Here is a 22,840-nt window from a genome sequence, read left to right on the forward strand (position 1 = left end):
GACGTCACCACCGAAGGGGGATACCGGGGATGCGTTATGATCTCGTGCTGCGCAACGCGACGTTGATCTCAGGCGATGGTTCAAAGCGTTTCGACGCTGATCTCGCTATTGCCGGCAACAGGATCGCCGCCATCGGCAGGCTGGGTGACACGCGCGGCGCCGAGGAGATCGATGCCTCGGGCAAGATCGTGGCGCCGGGGTTCATCGACGTTCACACCCATGATGACGGGGCGCTGCTGGCACCGCACGGCATGGACCCGAAGATCAGCCAGGGCGTGACTACGGTGATCGCCGGCAATTGCGGCGTGAGCCTGGCGCCCCTGCTGCTCGACAAGACGCCGCCACCACCCTTCACGCTGGTCGGCGGCCAAGAGAATTTTCGCTTCGACCGCTTCGCCGACTACGTCGCCGAACTCAGACAGCGCGGCATCGCCACAAATGCGGCCTTGCTCGTCGGCCACACGACCCTGCGACAGCGCATCATGCCGGTGACCGACCGCGCTGCCAATGCAACAGAAACGGCGCTGATGCAGGACGTCGTGGCGCAGGCCATGGCCGAGGGTGCCTTCGGTCTGAGCACCGGCCTCGATTATCCGCCGGCGGTCAATTCCTCAACCGCGGAGGTCAAGGCGCTGGCCGCGACGGCGGCAAGCCTCGGCGGGCCTTATGTCACCCATACGCGAAATTATTTCGAGACGATGGACGAGGCGATCGAGGAAGCCATCGACATCGCCTGTCATGCCGGTGGCAAACTGGTTATCTCGCATCACCAATGCACCGGCCACGCCAATTTCGGCAAAAGCCGGCCCTCGCTGGCGCGGGTCGACCGCGCCCGAGAAACGATGGACATCGGCATGGATGTCTATCCCTATGCGGCGAGTTCGACCGTGTTGCGTCTGGAGCGCTGCGACACCGGGTTGAAGATCCTCATCACCTGGTCCGATCCGCATCCCGAAATGGCAAGACGTGAGCTAAGCGACATCGCGCGCGAATGGGACTGCAGCGAACGCGCCGCCGGCGAAAGACTGCTGCCGGCAGGCGCCGTTTATTTCCAGCTCGACGAGGCGGACGTCCGCAACATCATAGTCCACCCACGTACCATGATCGGCTCGGACGGCTTGCCGCATGACATTCACCCGCATCCGCGCCTGTGGGGCACCTTTCCGCGCGTGCTTGGCCACTATGCCCGCGATGTCGGGCTGTTCAGTCTCGAGGAGGCCGTCTTCCGGATGACGGGCCTGCCAGCGCGTGAGTTCGGAATCCAGCAACGGGGGGTATTGGTGGAAGGCAACTTCGCCGATCTCGTCGTCTTCGACGCGGATATGGTCATCGATCGCGCGACCTTCGAGGAGCCGCGCCAGCCCGCTGCCGGTATCGAGCACGTGCTGGTCAACGGCATATCGGTCTGGCGCGACGGCCATTCGACTGGAGCGCTTCCGGGCACGGTCGTGAGGCCGGCCGGTTCAGCGACTGTCGGCGCGCATCACAGCGCCTCGTAGAGCCGGTCGACGGTTTCAAACGTATAAGCGAATTCCACCGGCCGTGTGCAGCGCCAGCTATCAAAGGACTGGCCGGCGAGAGCCTTCAATGCCTCGGGCATGCGCAAGATACCCCCGCCATACAGCCGATTGGCCATGTCGAGCATGCCAGTGCGATGCATGGCCTCGCTCATGCTGCCGCAGGCATCCTTGACCAGCCAGACCCGAAACCCCTGATAAACCGCATCGAAGACGCTTTCGGTCACGCAGCTGTCGGTCAGCACACCGGCAACCATCAGGTTCTCGATGCCGAGCGCGGCAAGCCGTTGCGCAAGATCGGTACGGCGAAAGACACTCGGCCAGTGCTTGTGGATGACGATATCGCCGGGCAGCGGAGCCACCTCGGCACAGATCTCGGCATCATGGCTGCCCGCCACGGCCGAGCGGAATTCCTCGGTCAGGATCTCCTCTTGCCGGGTATAGGTCTTTCGTTCCTCCGGCTTCACCCAGGCTTGGGCGTGGATCACCGGCATGCCTGCCGCGCGGGCCGTTTCGATCAAGGAAGCGGCATTTTCGAGGATCGTGTCGTAGCCGATGACCGGCCAAGCGGCGCCGGGGCGGTATTCGTTCTGCAGGTCGATGACGAGCAGTGCCGATGCAGCTAGATTCATGGATGCTCCCGGGGATCGTCGAAACCAGCGATGAAATGGAAAAGCAGCCGGATCGCCCGATCGAGATCTGCGATCTCCATGCTTTCGTGCGGATTGTGGCTGCCGTTGCGGTTGCGCACGAAGATCATCACGCTGGGCACCTTCGCGCCGGCAAAGGCGGCGGCGTCATGCCCAGCGCCGCTCGGCATGTGTGGCACCTTCATCTGCAAGTCGCTGGCCGCGCGGTCCAGCCCGGCGATCAGTGCTGAGGACATGGTGGCCGGTTCCCAGGCGAAGCGAGGTCCGGGCTCGAAAATCACGCCACGCTTGGCACCGGTTTCTGCGAAGAGTGCGTGCAGCCGTGCTTCGATCCGCTCCAGCACGGCGGCATCCGCGCTGCGTACGTCCAGGGTAAAGCCGAGTTCGCCCAGCACGCGGCTGCCGCCATGCTGGCTCGGATCCGACTGGACCCGCCCAAACGTGATGGTGGCCTCATGCCCCTCGCGCTCGAGCGCGTCCCATTCGGCTTCGAGACCGGCGACCAGATCGGCGAAGCCCAGAACGCTGTCATGCCGGGCGAAGCGCGGCTCGGCGCCCGAATGAGCATAGCTTCCGATGCAAGACGCACTGACATAGCGAAAGCCCCCAGCGATACCGGTGACGATGCCGAGCGGCACGTCGGCGGCAACCAGGCGCGGTCCTTGCTCGATATGCACCTCGATGAAAGCGGCGGTACGGCTGGCATCAATTCCTGGCACACCACGCCGCACCGCATCGGGATCGAACCCCTCCTCGCGCATATGCTCGGCAAGGGTCCGGCCGCTGTCGGACCGCCTGGCTTCGAGCGATTCCGGTTCCAGCAGGCCCAGTGCCGCTAGGCTGCCAGGATAAGACAAGGGAAACCAGACCGCTTCCTCGGCACGCGTCGCCAGCAGAATAAGATCGCGCGAAAGCCGCATATCTTGCCCGACCAGTTCGGCCATGACACCCAGCCCGGCCACGACGCCGGCAGCACCATCGAAATTGCCGCCATGAGGCACGCTGTCCAGGTGTGAGGCGACGACGATCGGAGACAGGTCCGGGTTGCGGCCGGCGAGCGTCAGGTAGAGGTTGCCGGCGGCATCGACGCGTGCCGCCGCGCCAAGCTTTTCGGCTTCTTCGCGGATTATTGCGTGGGCAAGGCGCTCGCCCGGACCGTAGGCCACGCGGGATATGCCCGGCGGATCGGTTGTGGCCTCCGCCAGCCTTTCCAGCACGCGCCCGGCCAGCCTTCCGCCCGCCGTCAGGCCATCGCCGGTCATGATGCGGAACCTTGCTCGGGGCTTTTACCCCGCAGCCGTTGCGGCGTCAGATCCGCCAGTGTCACTCCTTGCCTCGCGACGTCGTCCGGAAGGCCGCCACCTGCGATCAGACTGGCGCAGATGCGCGACAGCGCGGGCGACGTTTTGATGCCGTAGCCGCCCTGACCCACCAGCCAGACGAAATCCTGCATCTCGTCATCGGGTCCGACGACCGGCGATCCGTCCGCGACGAAGGTCCTGAGCCCTGCCCATGAACGCGACACGCGATGCACCTCGATCGTCGTCGCCTGCCCGAGCCGCTCGGCACCGATCGCGACATCGAGGTCCTCGGGATAGGCATCCATCGGCGCCGACGGCGTCGCGTCGGCCGGCGAGACCAGCAGTTGGCCGGCATCCGGCTTGAAATAAAATTCGGCGCCGACATCATTGACCAGCGGCCAGTGCTGGATGTCCACGCCGGCGGGCGCCGGAATGTTGAAGGCGGTGCGGCGCTTGGGCTGGAGGCCAATCGGGCGCACGCCGGCCATCACAGCGATCTCGTCGCCCCAGGCTCCGGCAGCATTGACGATCCGCCGCCCAAGGAACGTGCCTGCCCGCGTCTGGACCCGCCATAGGCCGCCTTGCCGGTCGATTGCCTGGACCCCGGCATCGGTGACGATGCGGGCGCCGCGTGCGCGGGCGCCGCGCAAGTATCCCTGGTGCAGGCCGTTGACGTCGATATCCATCGAATGCGGCTCGATGTAAGCGCCGGCGAGATAGTCCGGACGCAGCACCGGCACGCGTGCAACCGCCTCGGCGGGCGTCATCGCGACAATCGACGGGACCAGCGCCCGCGCTGTCTCCAGTTCCTGATCCAACAGATGGAGCTGGTCGGCACGCGCGACCGTGATCATGCCGCGCTTGCTGAGAAGCGGATATTCCGAGAAACCGGCCGGCGGTTCGGTAAGGAATGCGCGACTTGCCAAAACCAGCCTGCGAATAATGCCGTTGCCGTAGTTTTCGGTGAAGCTTGCCGCCGACCGGCCGGTGGTGTGATACCCGCATTGGCTTTCCCGTTCGAGCAGCACCAGCTTGGCCGACCGGCTGATCGCGAAGGCGGCGCCGGCGCCGGCAATGCCGCCGCCAATGATGATCACTTCGGTTTCCTCGGCGGTACTCATAAACACTCGTCCCTGGATATGACTGCGCCGGCCTGGCTCCGCGACACAGGAGGCGGTTCGCCCAGACGACCGCGCCTTGCGCGATCGCGAGCCCCGCGCCCTTCGGCGAGATTGTCGGCCAAAGAATTCTGCAAGGCACAGTCGCGCAGTGCCAGGCCGGTGACGGCAGGCACCGGTTTGCCAGCTATCGCCATGCCTTTCAGCCGCGCCCAGACGGCGCGGCGCTTGCGCAGCTGATGCGATTGCAGCTCGCTGAGTTCGGCAAAGCTGGTCTCGCGTTTGATCGCCAGCACCCCGGCGGCGACGGCCGCTTCAAACAGCTCGAGCCCACGCCGGGTGCGAACGACGATGCCGTTGAGGGCTTCGTCGTCGACCGCCGGCCCGCCGTTCAGCCAGGCATCCGAGGCGACGATATCGGCCACCTGACCGATCGCATCCGGGCAGATCTTGCAGCGCGGCTGAATCATCCATTTGTCCTCATCTTCCCACATCTGCCGGTAGGTCAGGTGGAAGGTGCGTCCATCCCTGGCCTCGATCCGGTTGAGCCCGGGATTGCCATGGCCTCGATACCTGAAGAGGGAGAGCTCATCCTCGCTTAACCCGAGACGCTGCAACACCTGTTCGGATTTCGAAAGATCCGAGGCTCCTCCGCAGACGAATGCCAGGGCATAGCGCATGAGATCGTCGACGCGCGGATCGAGCCGCGCCAGATTTCGTACCGCTGATATGTCGCAGGGCTTGGCGATCAGCGCAAAGGGCTCGCCGCGATCGAGGATCTCGCGGAAGTCAGCCAGCGGTGCGACCGGGCCGTAGCGCGACCCTGCAGCTCGCAGAACCGAGGCCGCATCGAAGCTCAGGCGTTGCTCGCTGCGCATCGGAGCCGAGCGGGAAGCCCCCACGTGCAGGACGAACTTGACGCGGCCGGAGCCGAGCAGGAATTGACCAAGCGCCGTCAACACTCCGCCGCTCGACGCTTCAAACCGCACCCGCGGGTCGGCGGCATGGCCGAGGACCAGCCGCTCGGCGGGCCCCCAGACCGTGTCCGTTAACGCGGCTTTGCTTGCCTGCGCCGGATCCGGGCCGGCGATACGGGTTCCCGGGCAAACCGCGTTGATCCCCGTCAGGGTCGAGTGGCTTAGCGCCTTGCGGGCGACCGGACGGATACGCCCCTCCGGCGTCATGATCATCTCGATCGCATCCGGGCCGGCGACCGAGCGGCAGAGCCCACAGCCGATGCAAAGCCCGTTCTCGACGATTTCATCGAGGAATAGTGAATCGGCCGCGGATGGTGTCATGCCGCACGCCCAAAGGATCGGTCGCGGCCCATGTCAGACATCCGAACGGGATGTCGCGGCGGCCTCGCAGATGAGACGATATTGATCCGGCCGGCGATAGAGCGCGAAGTCGAAATTCACCTTCCGGCAGGTCGCGATGAGATCGAGATCGGCGCGATGGACAATGACCTCGTCGCCGAGCGAAAGCGCCTGCGCGGCGATCTCACCGGTGGGCGCGATGATGCAGGACCCGCCGATCAGCGCCTGACCGTCTTCGAGACCGGCCTTGGCAGCTGCCGCGACCCACAGCGTGTTCTGGTAGGCGCCGGCCTGCATGGGCAGATGGTTGTGGAACATGCGCAAATGCGCCAGCGCCGGCGCCTCGTCGAGCAGCAGCGGTGTGTTGTAGCCGATCAGGGCCACCTCGGCGCCGTTCAGGCACAGCATGCGGTAGGTTTCCGGCCAGCGGCGGTCGTTGCAGATCGCCATGCCAATGCGGACGCCGCGATAGTCGAAAACCGGAAAGCCGAGATTGCCCGGCTCGAAGTATCGGCGCTCCAGATGGGTGGTCGTGCCCTCTTCCGGTTCGCTCGAGCCCGGCACATGCATCTTGCGATAACGGCCGACGAAGGCGCCATCCGGTCCGACAAGGTCCATGGTGTTGAAACGGCGCGTCCGGCCGTCCTCGTGCAGAAGTTCGGAATAGCCGAGTGCGAAGCCGATCTTGAGGCGAGCGGCGCAGTCATGCAGCCGCTGCGTTTCCGGTCCCGGCATCGAGCGCTCGAAGAAGGACTCGATCTCGGCCGGATCGTCGATACGCCAGCGTGGAAAGAAGGTCGTCAATGCCATCTCGGGGAACACCGCGATCTCCGCCCCGCCGGCGGCCGCACGCTCCAGCAAGTGGACGAGGCGGTCGACCGTCTCGGCACGCGAAGCGCTGCGTTGGATAGGCCCGGTCTGGCAAACCGCGATGGTCAGGCATCTAGCCATGGGGTCGTGTCCTCGACGGGTTTTCTGGAATGGGAGGGGTCGGCGGCGGTTCGCGGCACGAAGCGCCCGAACCCTGGCGTTGCCTGAAGCACGCCTTCGGCGATCACCGGCTCGCCGCGCACCAGGACGGTGGTCGGCTTGCCAGTCACGGTCCGGCCCTCATAGGGCGTGAAGTCGACGCGGGAATGCAAGGCAGCGTGCCCGAGCGTCCATCGCGCCGCGGGATCCCACAAGGCCAGGTCGGCATCCAGCCCAACGGCGATGCGGCCCTTGCGATCCGCAAGCCCATAGACCGATGCGGCATTGCGTGAGGTGAGATCCAGATAGCGGCCAAGCGTCAGGCGGCCGGTCAAAAGCCCTTCCGAGAACAGCAGGGGCAGACGAGTCTCGATGCCGGGAATACCGCTCAGCGTGGTGTTGAAGCCAGGCGTCTCGGAGCCGCCGATCTTGTCGGCGAACCAATAGGGAGAATGGTCGGACGACCATTGATCGATGCCGCCATCGATCAATGCCTGCCATAGATGCTGTTGGCTGCGCGGCGAACGTGGCGGCGGCGAAAAGACAAAGCGCGCGGCGTCCATGGCGGGGCGGTCGAGATCGGCGGAGCCGATGAACAGATATTGCGGGCAGGTCTCGGCGATGGCGTCCACCCCCCGCGCCCGCGCCCGCTCCACCTCTTCGGCCGATTGCCAGGAGGAGACGTGGACGATGGTCATGCGCGCGCCGGTCATTTCCGCGAAGGCGAGGGCGCGGTGCGTTGCCTCACGCTCCATGGTCTCGCTATGGGCAACGACGTGATAGCGGATGTCGGTGCGGCCGAGATCGATCAGGCGCTGGCGCGTGCGCCGGATGGCGGCGTCGTTCTCGGCATGGACCATGACGATCCAGCCGAGGCCGCGCGCCGTGTCGAGGATCCTGAAGAAGAGATCATCGTCGACCGCGAAGCCCTGATAGGTCATGAACAGCTTGACCGAAGCGATGCCTCGCCCAGCCAGTCGAAGCAGCTGACCCTCGACATCGGAGCCCGTGCCCATGGTCACTACGGCATGCAGTCCGTAGTCGATTACCGCGCGTCCCGCAGCGCGATCGAGCGCACGGTCCACGGCATCGATCGTCGTCATGTCCGGACCCGGCATGCCGAACGGGATGATGCATGTCGTTCCACCGAAAGCCGCCGATATGGTGCCGGACTCGAAGTCGTCGGCATTGCCTGCCCCGCCCCAGACCGGCTGATCGAGATGGCAGTGGGCGTCGATGCCTCCCGGCATGACCCAGCGGCCGCCGCCATCCAGAAGCGTCTTGCCGGACAAGCCATTGCCGATGGCGGCGATACGGCCGCCATCGATGCCGACGTCGCATTCGGCCCACCCGTCGTCGAGCGCAACGCGCCCGCCTTTGATCACCAGATCATGCATTCGCTTTGCCCGCCCACCTGTAGCGTCTAGGTGACAGCCGCCGTCACCATGATCTCAACCCGATACTGGTCCCCGGCAAGGCGTGCCTCCACCGTCGCTCGTACCGGCATCGCACTGCGGTCGATCCAAGCGTCCCATGCCGTATTCATCATGTCGAAATCGGCAATGTCCCGCAGCCAGATCTGGGCACTGAGCAGCCTGGTCTTGTCACTTCCGGCTTTGGCCAGATAGGTGTCGATCTTGGCAAGAATCTCGCGCGTCTGCGCGGCGGTGTCGCCGGACAGATCATCCGCGGTCATGCCAGCCAGATAGACCGTACCGTTGTAGCTTAGTGCGCGGCAGAAGCGTTGGCCGTTCTCAAGGCGTTCAATCGTCATGCGTTTGCCCTTGGCTGGATTTCGGGTTCGGCGGATTGGCTATGGTAGGGAGTACACAAAACCACTGTAAAGCCTGACAGACGTGGAGATGCCGCTTTCCTTAGGAAGTATGGCCAAAAAAATTAGGGCCATAGCCATGTCAATCTTCGCTTGTCGTCGCCTAGGCGACGTGTAGCTTTTGCTGGGAACGAGCAGCCGTGAGCCAACGGCGCCGCGAGGGGAACCGCCGCAATGTATAATAGCACCGCGCCGGCCGTCGGGAAGGCTCGTTTCCGATCGCCGACTTGCGTCGGACTCGGCTGATAGCCGCCCTATGAGTTCGCTCGCCCGATACGCGATCCACGTCTGGCGAAACGCGGAGCGCTCACGCGCGCTGCTGTCGATCATGGTCAGCATCTGCCTTGCTTGCACAGGCAGCGCCATGCTGATGACCGCCGTGTCGCTCACCCTCGGCAAACCCGGCATCGCCCCCGACGTCGTCCAGATTGTGCTGACCGCCTATCCGGTCGGCTTTCTGATCGGATGCCTCGTCACGCGGCCGCTGGTTGCGCGCTACGGCCATGAGCGAACATTCGTGCTGATCCTGGTCCTGGCGCTGCTGTCGGCCTCGGGATTCGTCCTTACCGATTTCGTGCCCAGCTGGTTCTGCTTCCGGCTACTCGGCGGCCTGTCGATGGCATCGATATTCGTTGTCTGCGAAAGTTGGATCAATCTTTATGCCGAGCAACATAATCGCGGCGCGATGTTCTCGATCTACATGCTGACGACGGCGATCGCCGTGTTGTTGGGGCAAGTACTGGTCGCGCTGGTAGGGCCGCAGTCGCCGCATCTGTTCTCGGTCGCGGCGGTGATCACCCTGCTGGCGCTCATTCCCAAAGCCCTCGGCAAGCGCTGGCCGGCACTGCCCTCGGCCGTTGCCGACCCGGACCATCCGCCAGGCTCAAAACCTGTGAAGCCTCTCGGCCCCTTGACACTCTTCCGATTGGCGCCGGTGACGGTAGTGGCCATTTTCCAGGCCGGCATTACCAACATGAACATATTCGTGCTGACACCGATCTACGGTACGCAGATTGGGTTGTCGGCTGCGGCAACCGTCTGGCTGGTGACCACCGTCAGCATCGCCGGAATGCTCGCGCAAACGCCGGTGGGCTGGCTGTCAGACAGGGTTGACAGGCGTTTGATGCTCCTGGTGCAGGGCATTCTCTCCGGCACCTTTTGCGCCATGATCGCCTGGGTCGGCAATTCCTCGCAAGTGCTGCTATTCGTGCTGTTCTTCTCCTACGGCGCCACGGCGCTGACGATCTATCCGGTCGCCATGGCATTCGGCGCCTCGCAACTTCCCGGCCGGTATATGGTCGCGGCGTCCGGCACGCTCCTCCTGCTCTACTCGATCGGCAATGTGGCGACGCCGGGCGTCGCTGCCGGATTGATGGACCATATCGGGCCGCCGGCCATGTTCCTGCTGCTCGGGGGCGGCGCGGTGCTGGTCACGCTTGCCGCCTGCTACAATCTTCTGCGGCGGCCGGTCGCGAGACCGGCGGTGCAAACGGTCGAGGAACAGGTTTGACGCCATGACGAGCAATCCCGCGGTGAACCGCCTGCAAGGCACGGTCATTCTGATCGCCGGTGCGGCGAGCGGCATCGGCGCGGCCATTGCCCGGCGCTGCGTTGCGGAAGGCGCCAGGGTCGTCTGCGCAGACCACGATGCCGGGGCGGCGAACGAACTCGCCGAAGGGCTCGGCCTTTTGGCGATCGCATGCGGCTGCGACGTGACCGAAAGCAGCTCCGCCAGGAGCGTCGTCGAAATCGCCAGGGAACGCTTCGGCCGGCTCGATGGCCTGGTGCACAATGCTGCCGCGCCATCGAAGGACGGCACTGTCGCCGATCTCGACGAGAGCTCGTGGCGGCGCGAGATCGATGTCAGCCTGACGGGGGCGTTCCTGATGAGCAAGTTCGCGGTGCCGCTGATCGCAGCAAGCGGCGGCGGTTCGGTGGTGCTGATCGGGTCGCAGTTCGGACGCGTCGCCACGGCCAAGGCGGTCGCCTACTGCGCCGCCAAGGCAGGGCTCATCCATCTCGCCAAGGCGATGGCGGTCGACCATGCGGCCGACAAGGTGCGCGTCAACAGCCTGTCGCCGGGCGCGGTGGCGACGGCGCGGCTGCTTCACCGGTGGCCTGATCTTGATGCTGCCGATGCCGGCCTTGGGTCCGCCCATTTGCTCGGCAGGATCGCCAGGCCGGAGGAGATCGCGGCGGCAGCGGCTTTCCTGCTGTCGTCGGATGCGTCATTCGTGACCGGCACCGATATGCTCGTGGACGGCGGCTATGCGACGCGCTGAATTTGAAATCCTCGGACCGATACAGGAGGTCATATGACATTGCTCGTCACCGGCGGCACCGGCTTTGTCATGAGCGTAGTGGCACGCGAATGGCTGGACCGCGATCCGCAAGCCCGCGCCGTGATTCTGGACAAATCGGCACTAGATGCGACCGCCGAGGCATTCTTCGCGCCCGTGCGCGACCGTCTCACGGTCATCCTTGGCGACATCACCGATCCTTCCAGCTGGGCGGCCGCGCTTGAACGACACGACATCGGCGCCATCGTCCACGGCGCGACCGTCACGCCCAATTCGCGTCCAAGCGACCCGAAACAACAACCCGAGGCCGAGAACCCCGACACGATCGTCGACGTCAACCTTATGGGCACGGTGCGCATGCTGGAATGGGCACGCAACCGGCCTGAGATCAGGCGCTTCATCTATGTCAGCTCGGGTTCGGTCTACCGTCATAACGGGCCTGACTGGAGCGGGGAACCGCTGCCCGAAGAGGGTTACGTGGCGCCGCTGACGCTTTACGGCATCTCGAAATTTGCGGCTGAAATGGTCACCAACCGTTACGCCGACCTGTTCGGTCTGTCCGCCATCTCGGTCCGGCTGTCGTCGGTTTACGGCCCGATGGACCGGGTGACCGCCAGCCGGAACGTCCGTCATCTTCCAAACCGGATCGCGCATATGGCGCTTGCCGGCGAGACGATCCGGCCAAACAGTCTGGAGCCGCTCGGCGACTATGTGCTGTCGAGCGACGTTGCCCGCGCCATCATGGCCCTGCTCGATGCGGATAGCCTGCGCTACCGACACTACAATATCGGCAGCGGCACGACGACGACGGTCGGCGACTTCATCGCCTGGGCCGCCGAGCGCACTCCCGGCCTGAAGGTCGAAGTCAGCGCGGCGGAGACGGCGAACATCGTTATGAATCCGGCGCTGAAAACGGGCATGTGGGGCGTCTATGACATTGCCCGCATCGAGCGGGACACAGACTGGCGGCCTACGCCGGGCAAGCAGGCCTTCCACGAATACATGGACTGGATCGCCGCCAACGCGGATTCTTGAGGAGCAAGCCGATGCCGACCGATTTGCCGCCCGCGCCACAGCAGCCGCGCGACTTCGTCGGCTACGGCCCGCGTCCGCCTTTCATAACGTGGCCAGGCGGGGTCAAACTCGCCATCAACCTCGTGCTCAACTACGAGGAAGGGTCGGAATATTCGTGGCTGGAGGATGGCCGCAACGACAATTGGGGCGAATACAACATCCCGAACAGTCCGCCGGTGCGCGACCTCGGCACCGAGACCCATTTCGAATATGGCAGCCGCGCCGGCGTGTGGCGGCTGGCGCGGCTATTCGACCATTATCGGATTCCGATCACCATCTCCGCCTGCGCCGTCGCGCTGGAACGCAATCCGGCCGTCGTCGAATGGATGAATGCTCGTGGCCACGATCTGCTCGGTCATGGCCTGCGCTGGGTCGACTACGCGACGATGGAACGCAGCGAGGAAGAGCGCCAATTGCATGAGGCGGTCGCCCTCTACGAAAAGCTGACGGGCAAGCGCCCGGCCGGCTGGAACTGCCGCTCGTTTCCCAGCGTGAACACGCGCGACCTGCTGGTGCGGGAGGGCGGCTTCCTCTACCATTCCGATCCCTGCAACGACGACCTGCCCTACTTCCTCGACCATCAAGGTACGAAGGTTCTGGTCGTGCCCTATTCCAAGACGCTCAACGACAGCCGCTATCTGGTGGCGCCGGGTTACAGCAATCCGCGCGACTTCGCCGAGGACTGCCGCGCGGCCATCGACTACATGCTCGACGAGGTGGACGAGACCGGCGGCCGCATGCTGACGATCGGCATCCATGCGCGGTGGATGGGCCAGCCCAACCGGGCATCCGGGCTGCGCGAGGTGATCGAGCACGTGAGGACGAAACCGGCCGCCGCTTTCATGCGGCGCGAAGACATCGCGCGTTTCTGGCTGGAGAACCACGACCGCTTCGAGCGGCGCGAGTAACGGAAGCAAGAAGAGTGGCGGCATGTTCGAGACGCTGATCAGGGGAGCCACTGTGGTGAACGCCGACAGGCTCGAGCGGCGCGACGTCGGCATCGCCGGCGGCCGGATCGCGGCACTCGTCGCGCCCGGCGAAACGGCGGTGGCCGAGACGGTGCTGGACGCTTCCGGCTGCTTCCTGCTGCCCGGCTTGGTCGACGCGCATTCGCATCTGCGCGAGCCGGGCCTGACCCACAAGGAAGACTTTTCCTCCGGCACGCATGCCGCAGCACTTGGCGGCGTGACGACGGTGCTCGACATGCCAACCGACGAGCCGTGGACGACCAGAGCCGATGAGCTTGCCGACAAGATGGCAATGGCCGAAGGCCGCATCCATGTCGATGTCGGCTTCCAGGCGGTGGTCAGCCGCGACCTGTCGCTCATCGCTGGCCTGCTCGATCTGGCGCCGGCCTCGTTCGAGCTGTTCACCGCCGATGTGCCCGAGACCTTTCTGTTCCCGACATTCGACGCTGTTTCCTCGGCTCTGAAGAATTTCGCCGGGGCCGACACGCTGATCGGCATTTCGCCGGGCGATCAGTCGATCCTGACCTCAAGCAACGAACGCAACCAGGCGGGAACCGTCGCGGCGTTTCTCGACAGCCGGCCGCCCCTGGCGGAAGCCGGCGGCATCGCGCGGGCCATCCTTGCGGCTGCCTCCACCAACGCCCGTATCCATGTCCGGCAGATCAACTCCGAATTGGGCGTAAAGGTCTGGAAGCGACTGCGCGACATGGCGGACGCCAGCGTCGAGACAACGCCGCAGAATTTGTTCTTCAGCGCCGACGACTACGCAACGCACGGCGCCAATCTGAAGGGCTCGCCGCCGTTGCGATCACGGCGGGACGTCGATGCACTGCGCGCTGCGCTAAAGACCGGGCTGATCGACATCGTCGCCACTGACCACGCGCCGCATGCGCCGGCCGAAAAGGCTGCCAACTATACAGGTTTCGCCGACATTCCAGGTGGCATGCCGGGATTGCAGACACTGCTTCAGGCCATGCTGAAACTCGTCGATGAAAGGGTTGTCGAACTTCCCGATGTCGTGCGCATGTGCGCACGCAATCCGGCGGAGCGCTTCGGGCTTGGCCGGCGCAAGGGGCAAATCGCTCCCGGCTACGATGCCGACATGCTGATCGTCGACCCGCGCAAATCCAGCGTCATCACCAATGCCGGGCAGGTATCGCGCGCGGGCTATACGCCCTTCGACGGCTGGACCGTGAAAGCGCGACTGACCAACGTCTTTCTGCGCGGCCAGGAGATCGTGCGCGATCAACTGTTGATCGGTCCCGGGCGAGGAAAGCCCGTTCGTCGGGAAAGCTGAAGGAACCGCATGCCCCTGCTCAAGGACAAGGTCGCGATCGTCACCGGAGGAAGCTCCGGCATCGGCCGCGCGATCGCTCTCAGCTTTGCGGCGGAAGGCGCCGCCGTGATTATCGCCGACACTGTCGAAGCGCCGATCGAGGGTGGCCGGAGCACGGTCGCTCTGATCGCGTCGACCGGTGGGGCGGCCACGTATATCGCAACCGACATTTCGGACTGGAATGCTGTCGATGCACTAGTCGGCGCGACCGTCGCCCGGTTCGGGCGACTCGACGTAATGGTCAACAATGCGGCCGTCTACACCAGCACCAACCTGCTGCAGACAACGCCCGAGCAATGGAGCCGAGTGATCGGAATCAACCTGACAGGGTTCTTCTACTGCTCCAAACGCGCCGTCATGCAGATGATCGCCCAGCCCCCGGTCAACGAGGTGCGTGGCCGCATCATCAACATCTCCTCCCAGCACGGCATGGTCGCCTGCCCGGGTGATTTTCCCTATTCGGTGAGCAAGGGCGGCATCGTGCAGATGACGCGGCAGATCGCGGTCGACCACGCCGCCGATCTGATCGTCTGCAACGCCATTGCACCTGGCAAGATCATCACCGGCAAGCCGGGCGTGGCCAACGATCCCGACGCGCTCGACTATTCACGCCACCGGACGCCTTGGCCGCGGCTCGGCACCCCGAATGACGTAGCGGGAGCCGCGTTGTTCCTCGCCAGCGACATGGCAAGTTACGTCACCGGCATCAATCTGATGGTGGACGGCGGCTGGATGGCGGGCTGAGGGACGAGGTCGTCGGGGTTCCGGTAGTGCGCGTGCAGTCGCGGTGGGGCGGCGCCGTCGATCAAGAGGGTTTAGAAAACCTCGAAGAGGCCAGCGGCCCCCATGCCTCCACGAAACGACAGCTGCCGCAATGAGGCCGCTGCGCCCGTTCTAAGTGCTCGCGCGTTCGATGATCTGGAAGCCGGTATCGACGACCCGACCTTGATTTCGATTACCCCTGGCGCGTTCCACGATCATTGTAACGGATTGCTGCCCCATTTCGTAGGCATTGGGCTGGACCGTAGTGAGGCCGGGGGTGATTTCGGATGCGATTTCATAGTCACCCCAACCGGCTACGGCGATCCGGTCTGGGACCTTCCATCCGCGCCGTCCGCATTCGAACAGCACACCCGCCGCCACGATGTCCGTCGGGCAGATGACGGCATCGATCCGAGGACCGATACGGCAAAGCTCTTCGAGCGCCTTCGGGCCTGCACCGAAACCGTCCGCTTCATCCGCCAGATGAACCAGATCAGATGACAAACCGGCTTGCGCAAGAACAGACCTGAAGATCGGCAGTCGCTCTGTGAACCGGTGAGACGCAGCACGCTCGTACCCGATGAAGCCGATATTGCGGTATCCTTGAGAAAGGAGCACGTCGAGGATCGCCTCGGTCGCCGCAGTGGTGGAATAGCCAACGGCCATGTCGATAGGATTTCCCAGAACCCAGGATTCCACCACGGGGAGCGCTGTCTTTTGGAGAATATCTATGGCTGCCGGCTCGTGCTCATTGCCGACTAGGGCAATGCCGGCAACGCGCAGCCCGATGAACGTTTGAATGGCTGCGCGCTCGTGGCAAATCGTATCGGCCAGTTTCAACACGAGTTCGTAGCCATGCTCGGCAGCCGTATCTTGCATGCCACGGACATATTTGTAGAAGCTCGAGTTCTTGATCGAAGGTATGATCGCACCGATGACGCGGCTTTGTCCCGATGCGAGATTTCCGGCTGCATGATTGGGCACATAGCCAAGTTCAGCAGCGATCCGCATGACCCGCTGACGTGTCTCGTCCTGAACGCGCTCCGGGTAGCGGAAGGTGTTCGAAACAGTCATGGGCGAGACGCCCGCGGCACTGGCAATCGAGTGCATGGTGACCAGACTGACCTGCTCGCGTCGCTTGGTCATAAATTACCGTTTGCTGTTCGGGCTGGGTGACGACAAACCATCCTGTCCCTTTAAAGGAAGCAAAAAAGCCATACCTGTTGACTCGTTTTGGCTTTCCATGAATTGTAGCGCTACAAAATGCAAATGGGAACAGGCCTTTGACGGAAATCTTGCAGGCAAAAATCCTGGGCCGGGGCCACTGCGCAGCATGAGTTCTGGGCTGGAAAAGGCAGCGGACCTGCAACTTGCCGGCGTTTCCAAGTCGTATGGAAAGGCGCTGGCCGTCCGCGATCTAGACCTGGAGATCGAAGGGGGACACCTCGTGGCCCTTCTGGGTCCTTCCGGTTGCGGCAAGACAACGACGTTGCGCATGGTCGCAGGTTTCGAACGGCCCGATGTGGGTTCGATCAAGATCGGCGCAACGGACATTACTCATTTGCCGCCCCATCGTCGCAATCTCGGGATGGTCTTTCAGAACTACAGTCTGTTTCCGCACCGCACTGTTGCTGAGAATATCGGTTTTGGCTTGCGCATGGCAAAAGTCGGCGCTGCCGAAAGGGACCGCCGCGTCGCGGAAATGCTGGACCTGATCCAATTGCAGTCGCGCGGCGACATGTATCCTTCACAGCTTTCCGGCGGCCAGCAGCAGCGCGTGGCGCTGGCCCGTTCGCTCGTGGTCAATCCCAAAGTGCTGTTGCTGGACGAGCCGCTCGGCGCTCTGGACAAATCGCTGCGCGAGAGCATGCAGTTCGAAATCCGCGCAATGCAGCAGCGTCTCGGCATCACGACCTTGCTCGTCACCCATGATCAGGAGGAAGCGCTCTCCATGTCGGATCGGGTGGCCGTCATGAGCAACGGCCGCATCCTGCAGACCGGGACTCCGACCGAGGTCTATGATCGGCCGCAAACGCGGTTCGTCGCGGAATTTCTCGGGGCTTCGAATATTTTCGAAGGCACGGTGGCGCCGGGCGGCTCGGCATTGATGCTGCCTGGTCGTTTAGCGCCGGTCGATGTTCTTCTCGATCGTCCGCAGGAACCCGGTTCGGCTCTCATGGTTTCAATACGTCCAGAGCGCATGACACTCGGGGCGATACCGGTGAACGGCCCGCAATTCGAGGCGCGGATCACGGGCGCCGTCTTCCGCGGCAACTACGCTGCCTATCAGGTCGACGTTCCGTCCTTGAGACGCGAGCTCTTCGTCTACAGGCAGGCGGATGGGCCTTTGGGGTCGGTTTCGTTTCGACTTGGTGAAGTAACGACGCTCGGCTGGGCGCCTGAAGATGCCGTCATCGTACGGCCGGAGTAATGTTGGAATGACAAATACGGAAAATGCCGGCGCGCGCATCGGCATCGATGTCGGTGGCACATTCACGGATTTCGTGCTTTCCGATCCGCGCAACGGAAGTCTCACGCACTATAAGGAACCTTCGACACCCGACGAACCGTCGCGGGCTCTGATTGAAGGGCTGCAGTCCCTGCTCGACAAGGCAGGTCTGCGGTCGAGCGACATCGCGACCATCATGCATGGCACGACAATCGGGCTGAACGCGATCATCCAGCGGCGCGGCGCCACGATCGCGCTTGTGGTCAGCCGCGGATTTCGTGACATCCTTGAGATCGCCCGAAGCCGGATGCCGTCGTCGTTCGATTTCCACGGCAGCAAGGAAGAGCCGCTGGTGCCACGCTTCCGGATTGTCGAAATCAATGCGCGTCTCTCCGCGAGCGGCGAAATGACCATGACGCCGGACGACGCGGAACTCGATCGCGTCGCGGCAAAGATCAAGGCGCTCGGGGTTGATGCCGCCGCCCTGATGCTCATCAATGGATATACGAAGCCGGCGGTAGAGATTGATCTTGCTTCCCGCCTATCGGCGAAAGCCGGCGGCCTTGCAATCAGCTCCGCTGCGGCGATCTGGCCCGAGATCCGTGAATATGAACGGACCTTGGTCGCCTGCCTGAATGCCTATATCCAGCCGCTAATGCACCGCTATTTCAGCGGATTGAAGAGCGGCCTCGAGCGCGACGGCGTCGTCGCTCCCATCCTTGTTAAGCCTCGAACGGAGGTTCGCTGAGCTTGTCTTCGGCTGGAGAGCGGCCGGTCGAAACCATCCTGTCTGGGCCGGCATCAGGCGTGATGGCCGCGGCGCGCCTTGCCGAGACCGCGGGCGTTCAATCGATCATCACTTTCGATATGGGCGGCACCTCTTCGGATATCGCGGTAGCAAGCGCCGGTTCGGCGCAGCTTGCGACCCGAACCGATGTCGGCGGGCTTCCGCTGGTCCTTCCGGTCGTCGATGTCTCGGCGATCGGTGCAGGCGGCGGCTCGATCGTGTGGGTCGACGATTACGGAGTGCTGAAGGTCGGTCCACGCAGTGCAGGCGCTATGCCGGGGCCGGTCTCCTATGGAAGAGGCGGCACCGAACCGGCAGTGACCGATTGCTACCTTACGCTAGGCTATATCGATCCGGGCGGCTTTCTCGGAGGCCGCATGCGGCTCGATGAGAAAGCGGCGGCTGCGGCGCTTGCCAAAGTCGGGGTACGGATCGGCCTCGATGGGGAGGATGCCGCACAGCGCGCGGCAGAAGGCGCATTGGCGGTCACGACGGCGGGCATGGCGACCGAGCTTTACAAGACGCTGGCCTCGCGCGGTCTCGATCCGGCGACGTTCGCGCTCGTCCCGTTTGGCGGTGCGGGGCCGACCCATGCCAACCTGCTGGCCGAGGAGACGGGGATTGGACGTATCGTCATTCCGCCGACGGCGGGGACCTTTTGCGCATTGGGCGCTGCCGCTGCGGATTTGCGGCGCGATTTCGTGCGCAGCCTGCGTTGGCCTCTCGACGCGCGGAGCGCTGGGTTGCTGCAGGGCGTATTCGATGAGCTCTCGGCCGAGGGTAGCGCCTGGCTGAACCGGGAAGGCGAGCAGAGCACACAGCGCCGGTACGAACGTGCAGCCGACATGCGTTACGCAGGACAGGCTTATGAATTGCGGGTGGAAATTGCCGACGACTGCAAAGACGCACTCTGCGTGGCGGAGGCATTTCATCGCGAGCATGAGCGCATTTACGGGTTTCGCGACACGGAGAGCGAGATCGAACTCGGAACGGCGCGGCTTGCCGTCGTCGGCGTCACCTCGAAGATTTCCGAACCGGTCATCGCGGCCGGTACAGGCACGCCCAAGCTGAAAGCGCAGCGTCGTCTGTTCAGAAAAGGCGCCTGGATCGAAGCCGGTGTTTACGCACGGAGCGATTTCGGCGCCGGAGACACAATTCAGGGACCGGCCATCATCGAGCAGGACGACACCACGACGGTGCTTCTTCCCGGCTGGGCAGCCAAGGTGGATGCCACTGGTAATCTTCATCTGGAAAGACATTCGTCATGAAGCTCGATCCCATCACGCTCGCCATCCTTGGCAACAAGCTGGCTGCCGTCAGCGAGGAAATGTGCCTGACGCTTCAGCGCACCGGCCGCACATTGTATGTCAAGGAAACGGCTGATTTTGCCTGCGCGCTGGCGGGACTCGACGGGCGCTTCTTTGCCTATCCGCGCTCCATCGGGGTTTCGGGTTTCGTCGGCCTCGAGTGCGGCCCGACGATCGCGGCTGTCGGTCCTCTGGAGCCGGGCGACGTCATTTTAACCAACGATCCCTACCGGTCGGAAGGGCTTGCGACGCATCTTCCCGACCTTCACATGATCCAGCCTTACTTTCACGACGGCAAGATAGTCGCCTATGGCTGGTGCTTCGTCCATTGCTCGGATGTCGGCGGCCGCGTGCCTTCCAGCATCTCTCCGATCAACACCGAGATATTCCAGGAAGGTCTGCGCATCCCGCCCGTCAAGCTGATGAAGCGCGGCGAGATGACAGCGGAAGTGCGCCTGTTCCTGGATGCCAACAGCAGGACGCCCGATGCCAATATGGGCGACATCCGCGCCATGCTCGCAGCGCTTTCCGCCGGCCGCCGTCGTCTCGAGCAGACCATCGCGCAGCATGGCGTCGCGGCAGTGTCCAATGCGGCAATCGATCTGGTCGCCTATGCGGCTGAGAAGGCCCGGACCGTTCTGAAGCGTGTACCAGCCGGCACATACGCCTTTTCCGACTATCTGGACGACGATGCCGCGACGCGCATTCCAGTGCGAATAGCGCTGGCTGCCACCTTCGAAAACGGCGAGGTCCATCTCGATTTCACCGGCACCGATCCTCAGGTCGCTACTGCGATGAACATCCCCTCCCGGGGCCGGCCGCATGCCTGGCTGACCTTGCGCGTTCTGGCGCTGGTCAACACGCTCGATTCAACGGCGCCGCTCAATGTCGGGCTGCTCGATCCGGTGCGCATTACCGCGCCGGAGGGAAGCCTGGTCAATCCGCAGGAGCCGGCGGCGACGGGCGTGCGTCATGCGGCAGCGATCCGCGTGAATGACGTTCTGAACGGTGCGTTCGGCAAAGCCCTGCCGGACGTGATGCCGGCAGCATCGTCCGGCACGGTGATACCGGTCGTCCTGGCCGAACCCGATGGCCGCGGCGGCCGACGTGTTCAGGTCGTGGAGCCGATGATCGGCGGTACCGGTGGTCGTTTCGGCAGTGACGGCGTCGATTGCCGCGACAGCGGGATTTCCAATCTGGCGAACAATCCGGTCGAGACGGTCGAGGCGGAACTCGGCATTGATATCCAGACATACGCCCTGCGTCCGGATTCCGGCGGCGCCGGTCAATGGCGTGGCGGCTGCGGCATGGAACTGACCTTTCGTATCCTCACCGACGATTCCAATGTGCTGGGGCGCGGCATGGAGCGTCTGGTGTTCCGCCCCTGGGGATCGAATGGCGGCAAGCCAGGACTTCCCGGCGCGCTGATCGTCAACCGTGGCAAGCCCAGCGAGCGGCACCTTGGCAAGATCGATGTGCTGAATCTCAACGCCGATGATACTGTGACGTTCTTGACGCCGGGCGCCGGTGGCTGGGGCGACCCGGCCCGTCGCGACCTGGAAGCGGTGCTCCAGGACGTCAAGAACGGTTTCATCAGTCCCGAGGGCGCAGCTGCGGATTACGGGGTGGTGATCCGCGACGGCGCCGTGGATGAAGCCGAAACCGCAACGCTGCGCCAGACGCTTGCACCCAGCAATGCATCGAATGCTCAAGGTCCTGAGCGCGAACGCTGGGAAAGCATCTTCACAGCACCCGTCATGGACCGGCTGAACCAGAGGCTGATCGCCTTGCCGGGTGCAGCGCGCCAACGCCGCCGACGCGAGATTTTCGACGCCGTGTTGACCGATCTGCCCGAGACCTTCCCCCGCGCTGCCGCCAATGAACAAGCCATCTCCAATGCACGCGAAAAGCTGGAGGCGATCGCGCAGAACCTCTGAACCTTACCAGACCACCTGCATGCCCCTTCGTTCCAACCCCTTTGGAGAACTGCTATGATCCTTTTGAAAAGACGCAATTTTCTTAGCGGTGCCGCCGCGATCGGCGCCGGCCTGATGACCGGCGGCATGCCGCGGTTTGCGAACGCGCAATCCAGCGAAATAACGGTCACCGCATTTGGCGGCGTGTGGGAAGAAGCGGTACGAACCTGCTTCGTGGCGCCGTTCGAAGCGAAGAGCAAGGCCAAGGCCAATGTTTCGCTCGGCGGCCCGCCGCAATGGCTGGCCCAGGTTGAGGCCAATCCGGCAAAGCCGCCGCTCGATGTTCTGATCATGACGCCGGACCTGGCATTGACCGCTGCGAAGGCCGACCTTGTCGATGACTTTACCGTCGCCAATCTGCCCAATTTGGCCAAGATTCCGCAGCAACTGACCGATTCCATCATGGGCAAGGGTACGCTCTTCGACTACGGCGTCGGCGGGATCACATTCCACAAGGAACGCGTCAAAAGCCCTCCGAAGTCCTTTGCTGAATTTGTCGATCGCGTTGCCGCGGGCGAGTTCGTCGCCTCCCTCCCCTCGATCAGCTATGCGGTCACGCCCATCATGCTGATCTGGGCCATGGCAAAGGCACTTGGCGGCGGCGTCGACAATGTCGATCCATTCTTCAAAGCCATGGAGAAAATGAAGGACAATCTCGTCTTCTGGGCGGGGCCCAACGATTTCTTCAACCATCTGTCGTCCGGCGAGGCCGAACTCGGCATCTATTTCGACGGCCGCACCTGGAACCATTATGATAGCGGCGCGACCTGGATCGACTTTATCAATCCGACAGAAGGCGGCTCTCTGAACGGTGTCGCGGTTCAGAAGCCCAAGAACGCAAACCCGCTCGCCTGGGTTTACATCAACGAGGTTCTGGACGCCGCCAACCAGACCAAATTCGCAGAGATCATGAATTACGGCGTGACCAATACCGACGTGGTCTACAGCGAAAAGCTGAAGCCGCGCGTGACACCGTGGGAAAAGACGGCCTTTCCCCCTTACGAACAGATTGCCCTGGTCCGCAATGAGTGGGTCGATCGCTGGAACCGCGAGATCGGTCGCTAACAACCGCCCTGGGGGGGGGGGGGGGGGGGGGCGGCCCCCCCCCCCCCCCCCAAAAAAAAAAAAAAAAAAAACCGGGCGGACGGGCCCACGCCCAAGCCAGCCGCCACACGGAGG

General features: G+C 63.7%; 20 protein-coding genes. 12 read left to right on the plus strand and 8 right to left on the minus strand.

Annotated features, from left to right (window positions below; all coding sequences use genetic code 11):
- The first annotated feature begins 29 nt into the window (after positions 1 to 29).
- Positions 30 to 1,499 carry an N-acyl-D-amino-acid deacylase family protein gene (locus AC0L26_RS20430; protein ID WP_473634197.1) on the plus strand — a complete coding sequence of 490 codons (1,470 nt, stop codon included), beginning with the start codon at positions 30 to 32 and terminating at the stop codon, positions 1,497 to 1,499.
- Here the strand turns inward: AC0L26_RS20430 and AC0L26_RS20435 are convergent.
- The 7 genes from AC0L26_RS20435 to AC0L26_RS20465 are packed head-to-tail and all read right to left on the minus strand — an operon-like array spanning position 1,484 to position 8,645.
- Positions 1,484 to 2,149, minus strand: coding sequence for a cysteine hydrolase family protein (locus AC0L26_RS20435; RefSeq protein WP_473634198.1), 666 nt, complete (start codon positions 2,147 to 2,149; stop codon positions 1,484 to 1,486). The genes AC0L26_RS20430 and AC0L26_RS20435 overlap by 16 nt on opposite strands.
- Positions 2,146 to 3,429: a hydantoinase/carbamoylase family amidase gene (locus tag AC0L26_RS20440; RefSeq protein WP_473634199.1), complete on the minus strand. Its 1,284-nt coding sequence runs from the start codon at positions 3,427 to 3,429 to the stop codon at positions 2,146 to 2,148. Before AC0L26_RS20440 ends, AC0L26_RS20435 begins: the two co-directional genes overlap by 4 nt.
- Positions 3,426 to 4,589 carry an NAD(P)/FAD-dependent oxidoreductase gene (locus AC0L26_RS20445; RefSeq protein ID WP_473634200.1) on the minus strand — a complete coding sequence of 388 codons (1,164 nt, stop codon included), beginning with the start codon at positions 4,587 to 4,589 and terminating at the stop codon, positions 3,426 to 3,428. The genes AC0L26_RS20440 and AC0L26_RS20445 overlap by 4 nt, the downstream gene beginning before the upstream one ends.
- Positions 4,586 to 5,884, minus strand: coding sequence for a Coenzyme F420 hydrogenase/dehydrogenase, beta subunit C-terminal domain (locus tag AC0L26_RS20450; protein WP_473634201.1), 1,299 nt, complete (start codon positions 5,882 to 5,884; stop codon positions 4,586 to 4,588). The genes AC0L26_RS20445 and AC0L26_RS20450 overlap by 4 nt, the downstream gene beginning before the upstream one ends.
- 33 nt (positions 5,885 to 5,917) lie before the next feature.
- Positions 5,918 to 6,853, minus strand: coding sequence for a nitrilase-related carbon-nitrogen hydrolase (locus AC0L26_RS20455; RefSeq protein WP_473634203.1), 936 nt, complete (start codon positions 6,851 to 6,853; stop codon positions 5,918 to 5,920).
- A complete protein-coding gene (gene hydA, locus AC0L26_RS20460) occupies positions 6,838 to 8,268 on the minus strand; it encodes a dihydropyrimidinase (RefSeq protein ID WP_473634204.1) in 1,431 nt (476 codons plus the stop codon). Before hydA ends, AC0L26_RS20455 begins: the two co-directional genes overlap by 16 nt.
- Positions 8,269 to 8,294: 26 nt before the next feature.
- On the minus strand, positions 8,295 to 8,645 hold the full coding sequence (locus AC0L26_RS20465; protein ID WP_473634205.1) for a RidA family protein: 351 nt from the start codon (positions 8,643 to 8,645) through the stop codon (positions 8,295 to 8,297).
- Between the two features lie 313 nt (positions 8,646 to 8,958).
- On the opposite strand from AC0L26_RS20465, the gene AC0L26_RS20470 reads away from it, so the two are divergent.
- From AC0L26_RS20470 to AC0L26_RS20495, 6 genes are read left to right on the plus strand one after another with little or no spacing between them, the layout of a single operon-like run.
- Positions 8,959 to 10,212: an MFS transporter gene (locus tag AC0L26_RS20470; RefSeq protein WP_473634206.1), complete on the plus strand. Its 1,254-nt coding sequence runs from the start codon at positions 8,959 to 8,961 to the stop codon at positions 10,210 to 10,212.
- Positions 10,213 to 10,216: 4 nt separating this feature from the next.
- Positions 10,217 to 10,984 carry an SDR family NAD(P)-dependent oxidoreductase gene (locus tag AC0L26_RS20475; protein WP_473634207.1) on the plus strand — a complete coding sequence of 256 codons (768 nt, stop codon included), beginning with the start codon at positions 10,217 to 10,219 and terminating at the stop codon, positions 10,982 to 10,984.
- 33 nt (positions 10,985 to 11,017) lie between these two features.
- Entirely contained in the window at positions 11,018 to 12,037 is a 1,020-nt protein-coding gene (locus tag AC0L26_RS20480; RefSeq protein WP_473634208.1) for an NAD-dependent epimerase/dehydratase family protein, read from the plus strand.
- An 11-nt stretch (positions 12,038 to 12,048) separates the two neighbouring features.
- A complete protein-coding gene (locus AC0L26_RS20485; RefSeq protein ID WP_473634209.1) occupies positions 12,049 to 12,984 on the plus strand; it encodes an allantoinase PuuE in 936 nt (311 codons plus the stop codon).
- A 22-nt stretch (positions 12,985 to 13,006) separates the two neighbouring features.
- Positions 13,007 to 14,341, plus strand: coding sequence for a dihydroorotase (locus AC0L26_RS20490; RefSeq protein ID WP_473634210.1), 1,335 nt, complete (start codon positions 13,007 to 13,009; stop codon positions 14,339 to 14,341).
- 9 nt (positions 14,342 to 14,350) lie between these two features.
- A complete protein-coding gene (locus tag AC0L26_RS20495) occupies positions 14,351 to 15,124 on the plus strand; it encodes an SDR family NAD(P)-dependent oxidoreductase (protein WP_473634211.1) in 774 nt (257 codons plus the stop codon).
- Positions 15,125 to 15,274: 150 nt separating this feature from the next.
- On the opposite strand, the gene AC0L26_RS20500 is transcribed toward AC0L26_RS20495, so the two are convergent.
- Positions 15,275 to 16,216, minus strand: coding sequence for a LacI family DNA-binding transcriptional regulator (locus AC0L26_RS20500; protein ID WP_473634212.1), 942 nt, complete (start codon positions 16,214 to 16,216; stop codon positions 15,275 to 15,277).
- Here AC0L26_RS20500 and AC0L26_RS20505 point away from each other — a divergent pair.
- Genes AC0L26_RS20505 through AC0L26_RS20525 form a run of 5 tightly spaced genes read left to right on the plus strand, consistent with a single transcriptional unit; the run spans position 16,215 to position 22,726 of the window.
- Entirely contained in the window at positions 16,215 to 17,573 is a 1,359-nt protein-coding gene (locus AC0L26_RS20505) for an ABC transporter ATP-binding protein (protein WP_473634213.1), read from the plus strand. The genes AC0L26_RS20500 and AC0L26_RS20505 overlap by 2 nt on opposite strands.
- A gap of 7 nt (positions 17,574 to 17,580) precedes the next feature.
- Positions 17,581 to 18,339 (plus strand): hydantoinase/oxoprolinase N-terminal domain-containing protein, encoded by a 759-nt coding sequence (locus AC0L26_RS20510; RefSeq protein WP_473634214.1) that lies wholly within the window; start codon positions 17,581 to 17,583, stop codon positions 18,337 to 18,339.
- Positions 18,340 to 18,341: 2 nt separating this feature from the next.
- The gene (locus AC0L26_RS20515) at positions 18,342 to 19,646 is read left to right on the plus strand and encodes a hydantoinase/oxoprolinase family protein (protein WP_473634215.1); all 1,305 of its coding nucleotides are present in this window, start codon (positions 18,342 to 18,344) and stop codon (positions 19,644 to 19,646) included.
- Positions 19,643 to 21,622, plus strand: coding sequence for a hydantoinase B/oxoprolinase family protein (locus tag AC0L26_RS20520; protein ID WP_473634216.1), 1,980 nt, complete (start codon positions 19,643 to 19,645; stop codon positions 21,620 to 21,622). The genes AC0L26_RS20515 and AC0L26_RS20520 overlap by 4 nt, the downstream gene beginning before the upstream one ends.
- 54 nt (positions 21,623 to 21,676) lie before the next feature.
- Complete coding sequence (locus AC0L26_RS20525; RefSeq protein ID WP_354491664.1) at positions 21,677 to 22,726, plus strand: extracellular solute-binding protein; 1,050 nt, start codon at positions 21,677 to 21,679, stop codon at positions 22,724 to 22,726.
- The last annotated feature ends 114 nt before the right edge of the window (positions 22,727 to 22,840 follow it).

Source organism: Mesorhizobium sp. WSM4823, from assembly GCF_055811195.1.

Bases quoted from the DNA above. Each gene is read 5' to 3' on its own strand.
- AC0L26_RS20450 (WP_473634201.1), bottom strand. From the start codon at position 5,884: ATGACACCATCCGCGGCCGATTCACTATTCCTCGATGAAATCGTCGAG.
- AC0L26_RS20480 (WP_473634208.1), top strand. From the start codon at position 11,018: ATGACATTGCTCGTCACCGGCGGCACCGGCTTTGTCATGAGCGTAGTG.
- AC0L26_RS20495 (WP_473634211.1), top strand. From the start codon at position 14,351: ATGCCCCTGCTCAAGGACAAGGTCGCGATCGTCACCGGAGGAAGCTCC.
- AC0L26_RS20455 (WP_473634203.1), bottom strand. From the start codon at position 6,853: ATGGCTAGATGCCTGACCATCGCGGTTTGCCAGACCGGGCCTATCCAA.
- AC0L26_RS20465 (WP_473634205.1), bottom strand. From the start codon at position 8,645: ATGACGATTGAACGCCTTGAGAACGGCCAACGCTTCTGCCGCGCACTA.
- AC0L26_RS20440 (WP_473634199.1), bottom strand. From the start codon at position 3,429: ATGACCGGCGATGGCCTGACGGCGGGCGGAAGGCTGGCCGGGCGCGTG.
- AC0L26_RS20435 (WP_473634198.1), bottom strand. From the start codon at position 2,149: ATGAATCTAGCTGCATCGGCACTGCTCGTCATCGACCTGCAGAACGAA.
- AC0L26_RS20525 (WP_354491664.1), top strand. From the start codon at position 21,677: ATGATCCTTTTGAAAAGACGCAATTTTCTTAGCGGTGCCGCCGCGATC.
- AC0L26_RS20490 (WP_473634210.1), top strand. From the start codon at position 13,007: ATGTTCGAGACGCTGATCAGGGGAGCCACTGTGGTGAACGCCGACAGG.
- AC0L26_RS20430 (WP_473634197.1), top strand. From the start codon at position 30: ATGCGTTATGATCTCGTGCTGCGCAACGCGACGTTGATCTCAGGCGAT.
- AC0L26_RS20500 (WP_473634212.1), bottom strand. From the start codon at position 16,216: ATGACTGTTTCGAACACCTTCCGCTACCCGGAGCGCGTTCAGGACGAG.
- AC0L26_RS20505 (WP_473634213.1), top strand. From the start codon at position 16,215: ATGGGCGAGACGCCCGCGGCACTGGCAATCGAGTGCATGGTGACCAGA.
- hydA (WP_473634204.1), bottom strand. From the start codon at position 8,268: ATGCATGATCTGGTGATCAAAGGCGGGCGCGTTGCGCTCGACGACGGG.
- AC0L26_RS20470 (WP_473634206.1), top strand. From the start codon at position 8,959: ATGAGTTCGCTCGCCCGATACGCGATCCACGTCTGGCGAAACGCGGAG.
- AC0L26_RS20475 (WP_473634207.1), top strand. From the start codon at position 10,217: ATGACGAGCAATCCCGCGGTGAACCGCCTGCAAGGCACGGTCATTCTG.
- AC0L26_RS20445 (WP_473634200.1), bottom strand. From the start codon at position 4,589: ATGAGTACCGCCGAGGAAACCGAAGTGATCATCATTGGCGGCGGCATT.
- AC0L26_RS20510 (WP_473634214.1), top strand. From the start codon at position 17,581: ATGACAAATACGGAAAATGCCGGCGCGCGCATCGGCATCGATGTCGGT.
- AC0L26_RS20520 (WP_473634216.1), top strand. From the start codon at position 19,643: ATGAAGCTCGATCCCATCACGCTCGCCATCCTTGGCAACAAGCTGGCT.
- AC0L26_RS20485 (WP_473634209.1), top strand. From the start codon at position 12,049: ATGCCGACCGATTTGCCGCCCGCGCCACAGCAGCCGCGCGACTTCGTC.